This window comes from Actinosynnema sp. NPDC049800 (assembly GCF_040656635.1).
Taxonomy (GTDB): Bacteria; Actinomycetota; Actinomycetes; order Mycobacteriales; family Pseudonocardiaceae; genus Actinosynnema.
Genome location: NZ_JBFAMT010000012.1, coordinates 53,373 through 64,229, shown reverse-complemented (window position 1 = coordinate 64,229; position 10,857 = coordinate 53,373). Strand labels below are relative to the sequence as shown.

Below are 10,857 nucleotides of genomic sequence, written 5' to 3'. Positions count from 1 at the left end.
CGGGGACGGCGGCTCGACCGCGCTCACTTGAGATCACCCTCGTCGGCGCGGGCGACCCACTGCGGGAACCGCTCGTCCGGCTCGCGCTTGGCCACGAAGTTGCGAACCACGCGCTCGACGTAGTCCGACAGCTCGGCGGCGGTGACCTTGTGGCCGCGCAGCTTGCGGCCGAACCCGGCGTCCAGGCCGAGCCCGCCGCCCAGGTGCACCTGGAAGCCCTCGACCTGGTTGCCGTCGGCGTCGGTGACGATCTGGCCCTTGAGCCCGATGTCCGCGGTCTGGATCCGGGCGCACGAGTTCGGGCAGCCGTTGATGTGCACGGAGATCGGCTCGGTGACGCCCGCGACGACGTCGGCCAGCCGGGACTCCAGCGCGGACACCAGCTCCACCGCGCGCGCCTTGGTCTCGACGATCGCGAGCTTGCAGAACTCGATGCCGGTGCAGGCCATCACGCCCCGCCGCCACGGCGACGGCTCCGTCTGCAGGCCCAGCTTCGCGAGGTCCGCCTGGAGGTTCTTGACCTCGGCCTCGGGGACGTCCAGCACCACGAGCTTCTGCTGCGGCGTCAGCCGGACCCGGCCCGAACCCGCCCGCTCCACCACCTTGGCCACCTCGACCAGCGTGGAACCGGACACCCGGCCCGCGATCGGGGCCGCGCCGACGTAGAACAGGCCGTCCTTCTGCCGGTGCACGCCGATGTGGTCGCGCGGGTTGGCCGGGTTCTGCGGCGCGGGGCCGTCGATCAGCTTGCGCTTGAGGTACTCGTTCTCGAGGACCTCGCGGAACTTGTCCACGCCCCAGTCGGCGACCAGGAACTTGATCCGCGCGCGGTGCCGCAGCCTGCGGTAGCCGTAGTCGCGGAAGACGCTGATCACGCCCTCCCACACGTCCGGCACCTCGTCGACCGGCACCCACGCGCCCAGCCGCTTGCCGATCATGGGGTTGGTCGACAGGCCGCCGCCGACCCACAGGTCGAAGCCGGGGCCGTGCTCGGGGTGGTCCACGCCGACGAACGCCACGTCGTGGATCTCGTGCGCCACGTCCGGCAGGCCCGAGATCGCCGTCTTGAACTTGCGCGGCAGGTTCGAGAAGCGCGGGTCGCCGATGTAGCGGCGCAGGATCTCGTCGATCGCGGGCGTGCCGTCGACCACCTCGTCCGCGGCGATGCCCGCCACCGGCGAGCCGAGCACCACGCGCGGGCTGTCGCCGCAGGCCTCCATCGTGGTCAGGCCCGCGTCCTCCAGCTTCCGCCAGATCGTCGGGACGTCCTCGATGCGGATCCAGTGGTACTGCACGTTCTGCCGGTCGGTGATGTCGGCCGTGTCCCGCGCGTAGGTCTGGGACAGCTCGCCGATCAGCGCCAGCTGCTGCGTGGTGAGCCGGCCGCCGTCGATGCGGACGCGCAGCATGAAGTACTCGTCGTCCAGCTCCTCCGGCTCCAGCGTCGCGGTGCGACCGCCGTCGATGCCGGGCTTGCGCTGGGTGTAGAGCCCGTACCAGCGGAAACGTCCGCGCAGGTCGGCCGGGTCGATCGAGTCGAAGCCACCGTGGGCGTAGATGTTCTCGATCCGCGACCGGACGTTGAGCGGGTTGTCGTCCTTCTTGCTCCGCTCGTTCGGGTTCAGCGGCTCGCGGTAGCCCAGCGCCCACTGCCCCTCACCTCGGCGCTGCTTGGTGCGCTGAGGCGTCGTCGTCGGGGGGACCATCCTCGTCCTCCGGGGATTCGGGGCGCTGGTGCGCGTGCGAGTCCCAGGACAGCCGTGGTGGGGGTCTCGTCAGCGCACCCGGCGCCGACGGGAACAAAAAGGCAGGCGCGGGTTATGCCGAACGACGGCACATCGCGCTGGAGACACGACGGAAGTCGACGTGGCGGCGGACCACCAGGCGGACTCCGGTCGATGTCATGTGCCTCAGCGTGCCACGCGTCCACCTCGTGGTCCACCGCCATCCGCATCGTGGGACGACGGTCGCGGTGCTGGTAAATGGGACAATGGGGTCCATGCCCTCCGCCCTGCCGATCGGTGATCCCGCACCACCCGACGGCTCACTGCCCACCTCCGCGCTCACCGGTCTGGGTGACCGCCCGTTCGGGGTCTACGTCCACGTCCCGTTCTGCGCGACCCGGTGCGGCTACTGCGACTTCAACACCTACACCGCCGGTGAGCTGGGCACTTCCGCGTCACCGGCATCCTGGCTGGAAGGGCTGCGCCGCGAGCTGGACCTCGCGGCGACCGTGTTGGGTGTCCCGCCGGGGGTGGACACGGTGTTCGTCGGCGGTGGCACACCGTCGCTGCTCGGCGCCGAAGGGCTGGGCCAGGTGCTCGACGCGGTGCGGTCGTCGTTCGGCCTCGCGCCCGGCGCGGAGGTCACCACGGAGTCCAACCCGGAGTCCACGTCGCCCGAGTTCTTTTCCGCCATCCGTGATGCTGGTTACACCCGCGTCTCGCTCGGGATGCAGTCGGCCGCCCGGCACGTGCTGGCCGTGCTCGACCGCGTGCACACGCCGGGCCGCCCGGTGGCCGCCGCCCGGGAGGCCCGCGCGGCGGGGTTCGAGCACGTGAACCTCGACCTCATCTACGGCACGCCGGGCGAGACCGTCGACGACCTCCGGTCGTCGCTCGACGCCGTCCGGAGCGCGGGCGTGGACCACGTGTCGGCCTACGCGCTGATCGTCGAGGAGGGCACCGCGCTGGCCCGCCGGGTGCGTCGCGGCGAGGTGCCGATGCCCGACGACGACGTGCTCGCGGACAAGTACGAGCTGATCGACGCTGCCATGACCGAGCAGGGCCTGAACTGGTACGAGGTGTCGAACTGGGCCGCGTCGGCGGACGCCGCGTGCCGGCACAACCTGCTCTACTGGCAGGGCGCCGACTGGTGGGGCGCGGGCCCCGGCGCGCACAGCCACGTCGGCGGCGTGCGCTGGTGGAACGTCAAGCACCCGGCGAAGTACGCCGAACTGCTGGCCGCCGGCACCTCACCCGCCGCGGGGCGCGAGGTCCTCGCCGACGACGACCGCCGGGTGGAACGCGTGCTGCTGGAGCTGCGCCTGGCCACCGGCCTCCCGCTGGACGTCCTCGACGCCTCGGGCCAAGCCGAAGCCAAGACCGCCGCCGCCGACGGCCTGCTGGACCCCACCGCCCTCGACCGGGGCCGCTGCGTGCTCACCGACCGGGGCCGGCTGCTCGCCGACGCCGTCGTGCGCCGACTCACGTGATCACCTCATCGAGGGTCGGGCTTGTCGTCACGCGCGGAACCGCGCAGCGTCCGCGATTGCGCATTACCGCGCTCTCGAACGAAGGGCGAGGGAGTGCAGAAAAAGATTTGGGGTAGAAGTCAGAAGTGGCATGTCGGCCATGGCCGATTTCTTCGAGTCACCGCGGCCGCCGCCGGCCGCGAGGTGGCAGCACGTCCCGCTCGTTCCGCCCTCTCCGCACGCCTGGCGGCCGGCGCACAGGTGTCGGACCGGCGACATCGCCATTCTGGCACCTCATCCGGTCATGAGGTGAGGTGACGCCACTTCTTGGCGCGGTCAAGCCAATTGGCCTTGGCTACCAGCCACATGGCAAGCAAACCTGCGGCGGCACCGAACAAATGGGCCTGCCAGGAGACGGACCAACGTGCCTGTCCGGCGATGATCGGGTCGCTCGGGAAGATCAGCCAGAGGGTGCTGCCCCAGTAGAGGAGCAGCGCCACGGCGACACCGAGGTGCAGGACCCCGCGGGTGAAGGTCCCACGGGCCAGCAGGAAGACGAACCAGCCCATCGTCACGCCGGACACCCCGGCGGTGTGCACCCCGTCTGGACTGATGAGCCAGACACCGACGCCGCTGATCAGCCAGATGGTCGCGGTGACCGCGATCCACTGGCGCAGACCGCCGGCCATCGCCAGGAAGCCCAGGACCAGAACGAACGGCGCGTCCGCGTGCAGGTGCCACCAGCCGAGGTGCAGGAGCGGCGCCAGCAGGATGCCGTCCAGCCCGGACACGGACCTCGGCACGATGCCGAACATCCGGTCGAGATCGGCCGGGAGGACCGCGTCGATGGCTTCGACCAGATACAGCAGTGCGGTGAACCCGCCGACCACGAACACCGCCCGCCACGGGTTCGGTGGCCAGACGCGCTTATCGGTACTCGTGGGCTTGACGATCGGGCCGGTCACCCCTCGAGCGTACGCGTCACCCAACGACAGGGACACGGAAAATCCCCCATTTCCGCGCGGGACGGAATCCGTTCCGCCGTTACGGGCGACCGAAGGGGTTTCATCGACCGGCTATATTCCGGACATTCTCGGATCATCGACGGTTGCGCAATGTGCAAAGAGACCTGTCGCGCCGGCGGCCTGCCTGGTGGATTGGTTACGCGGTTCGGGATGGAACCTGCCCGGCTGGCCGCCGCAATGGACTCGCCCGCAAGGGTGAAGTGCGGGCTGATCAGCCGACACCATGCTTCGTCGCGCAGACCCGGCCCCCGAACGGTCCGACACCGACCCTTGGCCCAGGCGCCGGCGCCGGAGATCAAAGGGGCGGATCGCCGGCCAGGGTGTGCCCCCACTTCCTGGGCGGTGACTGCGTCCGACTCCCGGTGCCCGGTCGGTCCCGCAACGGCATCCGGGAGGGCCACTCCCGTGTCGACCACGACAACGCGGACCGAGGAACTCACAGCGGCACTCGAGTACGCAGCGTCGAGGTGGCCGGTCGTGCCTGGCGCCATCCGGTGTGACGGACGCTTCACCGACCCGGTGGGCGAACGACCGGTCACCCGTCCTTGCTCGCGGCGGATCGGGGAAGCGACGACCGACCCAAGGTGACCGACGCCGAGTGGCCGATCGTGCGGTAGCCCAGCGGTCCGTAGAGGCGGTCCACCTTCGCGTCCGGCTCGGTCTCCAGGAACGGCGTGCAGCCCGAGTCGAACACCCGCGCGGTGAGGTCGGCGCAGACCGCGGACGCGATCCCACGACCCCGGAACGCCGCCGGCACCGCGATCCCGGCCACCTGCGACAGCCCGTGCCGCGGCGCCGTGCACGCGCCCGCGCCCACCGGTTCGCCGTCCAGCCGGGCCAGCACGATCACCCCGTCGTCGCGCAGCAGCGACCGCTGCCGCGCCACGTCCTCCGCGCCGACCACCCCACCGACGCCGAACGCCGTGTTCTGCACCACCGACACCGCGAACAGGTCGTCGTCCGAGGTCACCGCCTCGACCGTCAGCCCGGCGGGCAACGGCGGCGCGACCAGCTCGTCGACCGCCATCACCGGCAACAGCTGGTCGACGGTGAACCCGGCCGCCTCCAGCGCCGCGTCCACCACCGGCGACGGCCGCAGGTACTCCAGCCTCGGCGTGCGCGACCGCGACCGGAACGCCGCCACCAGCGCGTCCACGTCACCCCGCGTCGGCGCCGCGCCCTCGTCGGGCACGGCGTAGTTCATGAACAGGTTGTCGCTGTGCGCGTCGAACCGGACGAGGAACGGCCCGACGCGCTCGGCGTCGGCCCTGATCGCGTCGCGCAGGGCGGCCTGGATGCGGGTGAGCACACCCGAAGCTACCGACCGCGCCGAAGCCCGGCGAGCGGGTTTTCCGATCCGGGCGCGAACCTCCGTAAACTCAAGGTGAAGGACCTTGTCCGTCCCTGGAGGTGACGCGCGTGAACGCCGATGAGCGCCGGTTCGAAGTCTTGCGCGCGATCGTCGCCGACTACGTGTCCAACCAGGAGCCGGTCGGCTCGAAAGCCCTGGTCGAACGGCACAACCTGGGTGTGTCGAGCGCGACCGTGCGCAACGACATGGCGACGCTGGAAGAGGACGGCTACATCACCCAGCCGCACACCAGCGCCGGCCGCGTGCCGACCGACAAGGGCTACCGCCTGTTCGTGGACCGGCTCAGCGAGGTCAAGCCGCTGTCCACGCCCGAGCGCCGGGCCATCCAGAACTTCCTCGAAGGCGCCTACGACCTGGACGACGTGCTGCGCCGCAGCGTCCGGCTGCTGGCCCAGCTGACCCGCCAGGTCGCCGTCATCCAGTACCCGACGCTGAGCCGCTCCACCGTCCGGCACATCGAGGTGCTCGCCATCACACCGGCGCGCCTGATGCTGGTGCTGATCACCGACACCGGCCGCGTCGACCAGCGCTCGGTCGACCTCGGCGACGTGGTCACCGAGGACAACGTCGCCCGCATCCGGTCCATGCTCAACGGCGCCATGGTCGGCAAGCGCCTGTCCGACGCCTCCGCCGAGGTCGCGAAGCTGCCCGACGAGGTGCCCGGCGACCTGCGCGACATCGTGCTGCGGGTGAGCACGGTGCTCATCGAGTCGCTGGTGGAGCACCCCGAGGAACGCCTGGTCCTGGGTGGCACGGCGAACCTCACCCGCAACGTGGCAGACTTCCCCGGTTCGCTGCGCCAGGTGCTCGAGGCGCTGGAGGAGCAGGTCGTGGTGCTCAAGCTGCTCGCCGCGGCCCGCGACCCGGGCCGCATCCTGGTGCACATCGGCGAGGAGAACGAAGCGGCCGAGATGCGCAGCACCTCGGTCGTGTCCATCGGCTACGGCAGCCGGGACAACCTGCTCGGCGGCATGGGAGTGGTGGGGCCCACCCGCATGGACTACCCCGGCACGATGGCGGCGGTGCGAGCGGTCGCCAACTACGTGGGGGAGATCTTGACCGGACGGTGACGGCGGGGAACACCGCGGTCCCGAAGGACGTTTCGCAAGCGAGCGGACGCGTGTCGCAGCGCGTTCGCAGGAGGAAACACGGTGGCGAGGGACTACTACGGCACGCTCGGGGTCTCCAAGAACGCGACTCCCGACGAGATCAAGCGCGCCTACCGCAAGCTCGCGCGGCAGCTGCACCCCGACGTCAACCCCAACGAGGAAGCGCGCTTCAAGGAGGTGACCGCCGCCTACGAGGTCCTCTCGGACCCGAAGAAGCGGCAGGTCGTCGACCTCGGCGGCGACCCGTTGGAGTCGGGCGGCGGTGGCGGCATGCGCGACCCGTTCGCGGGGTTCGGTCTCGGCGACATCATGGACGCGTTCTTCGGCGCGGGTGGCGGTGGCGGACGTGGTCCGCGCAGCCGGGTGCAGCCCGGCTCGGACGCGCTGATCCGGCTGTCGATGACGCTGGAGGAGTGCGCGGCGGGGGCTTCGCGCGAGCTGACCGTCGACACGGCGATCCTGTGCGACCGGTGCGTCGGCAGCGGCTGCGCGGACGGCTCGTCCCCGGTGCGCTGCGACACGTGCGGCGGGCGGGGCGAGGTGCAGTCGGTGCAGCGCTCGTTCCTCGGCCAGGTCGTCACGGCGCGGCCGTGCCCGGTGTGCCGCGGCCTCGGCGAGGTCATCCCCGACCCGTGCCAGCAGTGCGCGGGCGAGGGCCGGGTGCGCTCGCGGCGCACCATCTCGGTGCAGATCCCGGCCGGCGTGGCCGAGGGCATGCGGGTGCGGCTCGCGGGCCAGGGCGAGGTCGGCCCCGGCGGCGGACCGGCCGGCGACCTGTACGTCGAGGTCGAGGAGGTGCCGCACGAGGTCTTCGAGCGCGACGGCGCCAACCTGCACTGCTCCGTGCGCATCCCGATGACGACCGCGGCCCTCGGCGCGGTGCTGCCGTTGCAGACGCTGGACGGCGAGGAGGAGCTGGAGATCGAGCCCGGCACCCAGCCGAACACCGAGCTGGTGCTCACCGGGCGCGGCATGCCCCGGCTGCGGTCCAGCGGCCGCATCGACGGCCGCGGCGACCTGCACGTGCACCTCGAAGTCGTCACGCCGACGAAGCTGGACGCCCGGCAGGCCGAACTGCTGCGCGAGCTCGCCGTGTCGCGCGGTGAGGACGAGCCGACGCTCGCGCACAACGGCAAGGGCGGTGGCGGGCTCTTCTCGCGGCTGCGGTCCGGCCGCAACCACCGGTGACGCTGCCGGTCTTCCTGGTCGCCGCGCTGCCGCCCGGTGACGAGGCCGTCCTGGACGGCCCCGAGGGGCGGCACGCGGCCACCGTGCGCCGGTTGCGCGCGGGGGAGGAGCTGGTGCTCTCCGACGGCACGGGCGACCAGGTGCGGTGCGTGGTGTCGGAGGCGTTCAAGGACTCCCTGCGGCTGCGCGTCGTCGAACGGTGGACCGTGCCGGAGCCGTCCGTGCGGGTCGTGGTGGCGCAGGCGCTGGTGAAGGGCGACCGGGGCGAGCTGGCCGTCGAGCTGGCCACCGAGGCCGGGGTGGACGGCGTCGTGCCGTGGCGTGCCTCGCGCTGCGTGACGAAGTGGGAGGACGGCCCGCGCGGCGCGAAGGCCCTCGAACGCTGGCGCAGCACCGCGCGTGAGGCGGCCAAGCAGGCACGCCGGGCGCGCGTGCCGTCGGTCGCGGAACCCGTTTCCACCGCCGGGCTGGCGCGGTTGGCGTCGGTGTCGGCGGTCACTTTGGTTTTGCACGAATCCGCTTCGGTCGGCATCGGATCGGTTCAGCTGCCCGCGTCGGGTGATGTGCTGCTCGTCGTCGGACCGGAAGGTGGCATCACCGACGAGGAATTGTCCACGTTGACCGGTGCGGGCGCGCACGTAGTGCGACTGGGACCTACCGTTCTGCGAGCGTCGACGGCGGCGGCGGTCGCTTTGGGTGCGCTGGGTATGCTGACCGATCGCTGGCGGTAATTGGTGTTGCCCTCTCCTGGCGAACGCCTGACATAGGGGTTACGCTCATGGCAGAGGGGTTCCATTGGGCTAACCAGGGTCACCCCTCGACCAGACTCGCCGGACACCTCCCCCCTCGGTCCGGCGCCGCCGCGTCGCGGTGGGACGACCCCCAGGTCCCACCGCGACGCGGCCTCTTTTTTGCGTCCAAGGGGTTTCGATTGCGCATCGTCTACGGGCCGCACCCGAGCCAGTTCGGCGAGTTTTCCGCGCCGTCCGGTGAATCTTTTCCGGTCATCGTGGTAATCCATGGTGGTTTCTGGCATCAGCGCTACGGATTGGAACTCGGCCGACCTCTGGCCGCTGACCTGGTCATTCACGGCGCGGCCGCGTACAACGTGGAGTACCGGCGGGTAACCGGGGGCGGCGGTTGGCCCGCCACCGGCGACGACGTGCTCGCCGCGATCGACGCCCTCGACCCGGCGCTCGGCCCGGTGGTCACGCTGGGTCACTCCGCGGGCGGGCACCTGGCGGTGTGGGCCGCCGCCCGCCACCCCCGCGTCGTGGGCGCCGTGGCGCAGGCGGGCGTCCTCGACTTCCTCCAGCACCCGGAGATCACCCGCCGTGCCGCCGAACTGCTGGGCGGCACACCGGCCGAGGTGCCCGCGCTCTACGCCGACGCCTCGCCGGCGGCGCAGCTGCCGATCCCCAAGCCGATGGTCCTGGTCCACGGCGAGGACGACGAGGACGTGCCGTTCGCCCAGAGCGAGGCCTTCGCCCGCGCCTCGGGCGCCGAGCTGATCGCCCTGCCCGCCACCGACCACATGTCCCTGATCACCCCCGGCACCCCGGCCTGGACCGCCTGCCGCACCGCCGCCCTCCGCCTGACCCGGACGTAGAACCCGGGGGCCCCGCGTGTTCCGACCCCGAGTTGAACGCCCAGGGCGCGTGACCGGCCCGGGTCGGTAGCCTGCGGAGCCATGTCCGACTGCCTGTTCTGCCGCATCGTCGCCCGCGAGATCCCGGCGACCGTGGTGCACGAGACCGACACCACGCTGGCGTTCCGCGACATCGCACCCCAAGCCCCGACGCACGTCGTGCTGGTGCCGAAGACGCACGCCGCGGACGCCGTGGCCCTGGCCGCCGCCGCGCCCACCGTGCTGGACGACCTGTTCCTGGCCGCCGGCGAGGTGGCGAAGGCCGAGGGCGTCGCCGACAGCGGCTACCGGCTGCTGTTCAACACCGGCGCGGACGCGGGCCAGACCGTCTTCCACGCCCACCTGCACGTCCTCGGCGGACGGCGGCTCGGCCCGCTCGCCTGAGCCCGAGGGCTCTAACCCAGGGCCTGCATCACCGGCGCGTACAGGCGCGCGCGGTCACCGCTGAACGCACCCCGCACCATCAGGTCCGCGGTGAACCGCGGCACCACCCCGTGCGACTCCAGCCACGCGCCCAACGCGCGATCCCGCACGTCCACCCGCACCGTCGCACCCACCGCCACGTCCGCGACCAACTCCGCCGCACGCACCGCCGACGGCGCCACGACCGGACCCACCATCGTCAACGGCCCGTTGCGCCACGTCGCCACGAACCCGTCCTCGGCCACCCTGACCTGCGACGCGAACCCGAACAGCGCGTGCCACATCGCCGACCGGTCGGCGCCGAACACCTCGGCGTCGACCGCCGCCAGCTTCGCCCGGTCCGCCTCCTCGGCCGGCCGCGACGTGCCCGAGGCCGCGCCGCCGAACGCGCCCACGTGCGCGGTCACCAAGCCCACCGACCGGAACCCCAACTTCTCGTACAGCGGCTTGCCGTACGAAGTCGCGTGCAACGACACCACCGGCGTGCCCGCGAACTCCAGCGCGTGCTCCACCACCCTCCGCCCGAGCCCGCGACCGCCGTGGCTCGACGCCACCAGCACCATGCTGACCGCCGCGTGCTCGTCGCCGAACCGGGTGACGATGGCGGTGCCGACCAGCTCATCACCGTCGAACAGCCCGAACCCGGTGCCGACCCGCAGCAGGAACGCCCACTTCTCCGGCTCCTCCGACCACCCCCGGTCCGATGCGAGGCGGACGCAGGCGGGCAGGTCGTCGGGGGTGAGCACGCGCAACTCCGTCACATCACCGAGTACACCCGCCGTGTCCAACCCGTTTCTTACTCCGGTGCGGAGTGTCGGTGGTGGCGGCTAGCATCGGAAGCGGTAGGTCGAGTTCATTCGAGCACGGCGCGAACGCGCAGGAAGAGGGCCCGAGGCCAC

10 protein-coding genes are annotated in these 10,857 nt (G+C 71.6%); 6 read left to right on the top strand and 4 right to left on the bottom strand.

Annotation, left to right across the window (positions count from 1 at the left end; translation table 11 throughout):
• Nucleotides 1–23: 23 nt before the first annotated feature.
• The gene (locus AB0I91_RS16980; RefSeq protein ID WP_499637423.1) at nt 24–1,706 is read right to left on the bottom strand and encodes a nitrite/sulfite reductase; all 1,683 of its coding nucleotides are present in this window, start codon (nt 1,704–1,706) and stop codon (nt 24–26) included.
• Nucleotides 1,707–1,999: 293 nt separating this feature from the next.
• Between AB0I91_RS16980 and hemW the strand changes: the two genes are divergently transcribed.
• A complete protein-coding gene (hemW, locus tag AB0I91_RS16975) occupies nt 2,000–3,214 on the top strand; it encodes a radical SAM family heme chaperone HemW (RefSeq protein ID WP_499637421.1) in 1,215 nt (404 codons plus the stop codon).
• A gap of 281 nt (nt 3,215–3,495) precedes the next feature.
• Here hemW and AB0I91_RS16970 read toward each other — a convergent pair whose 3' ends face one another.
• Both AB0I91_RS16970 and AB0I91_RS16965 read right to left on the bottom strand, forming a co-directional pair.
• Nucleotides 3,496–4,158 (bottom strand): rhomboid family intramembrane serine protease, encoded by a 663-nt coding sequence (locus AB0I91_RS16970; protein WP_499637420.1) that lies wholly within the window; start codon nt 4,156–4,158, stop codon nt 3,496–3,498.
• 595 nt (nt 4,159–4,753) lie between these two features.
• Complete coding sequence (locus AB0I91_RS16965; protein ID WP_499611010.1) at nt 4,754–5,527, bottom strand: GNAT family N-acetyltransferase; 774 nt, start codon at nt 5,525–5,527, stop codon at nt 4,754–4,756.
• A 110-nt stretch (nt 5,528–5,637) separates the two neighbouring features.
• On the opposite strand from AB0I91_RS16965, the gene hrcA reads away from it, so the two are divergent.
• The 5 genes from hrcA to AB0I91_RS16940 all read left to right on the top strand — a co-directional run bounded on the left by hrcA (nt 5,638) and on the right by AB0I91_RS16940 (nt 9,919).
• A complete protein-coding gene (gene hrcA, locus AB0I91_RS16960) occupies nt 5,638–6,660 on the top strand; it encodes a heat-inducible transcriptional repressor HrcA (protein WP_498778419.1) in 1,023 nt (340 codons plus the stop codon).
• Nucleotides 6,661–6,741: 81 nt separating this feature from the next.
• Complete coding sequence (gene dnaJ, locus AB0I91_RS16955) at nt 6,742–7,887, top strand: molecular chaperone DnaJ (RefSeq protein WP_230572916.1); 1,146 nt, start codon at nt 6,742–6,744, stop codon at nt 7,885–7,887.
• Complete coding sequence (locus AB0I91_RS16950; RefSeq protein ID WP_499637418.1) at nt 7,884–8,618, top strand: 16S rRNA (uracil(1498)-N(3))-methyltransferase; 735 nt, start codon at nt 7,884–7,886, stop codon at nt 8,616–8,618. The genes dnaJ and AB0I91_RS16950 overlap by 4 nt, the downstream gene beginning before the upstream one ends.
• A gap of 317 nt (nt 8,619–8,935) precedes the next feature.
• Nucleotides 8,936–9,496, top strand: coding sequence for an alpha/beta hydrolase family protein (locus AB0I91_RS16945; protein ID WP_498778421.1), 561 nt, complete (start codon nt 8,936–8,938; stop codon nt 9,494–9,496).
• An 81-nt stretch (nt 9,497–9,577) separates the two neighbouring features.
• Nucleotides 9,578–9,919, top strand: coding sequence for a histidine triad nucleotide-binding protein (locus AB0I91_RS16940; RefSeq protein ID WP_498778422.1), 342 nt, complete (start codon nt 9,578–9,580; stop codon nt 9,917–9,919).
• Between the two features lie 11 nt (nt 9,920–9,930).
• Here the strand turns inward: AB0I91_RS16940 and AB0I91_RS16935 are convergent, their stop codons facing one another.
• Nucleotides 9,931–10,719 carry a GNAT family N-acetyltransferase gene (locus tag AB0I91_RS16935; RefSeq protein ID WP_499637415.1) on the bottom strand — a complete coding sequence of 263 codons (789 nt, stop codon included), beginning with the start codon at nt 10,717–10,719 and terminating at the stop codon, nt 9,931–9,933.
• Between the last annotated feature and the right edge of the window lie 138 nt (nt 10,720–10,857).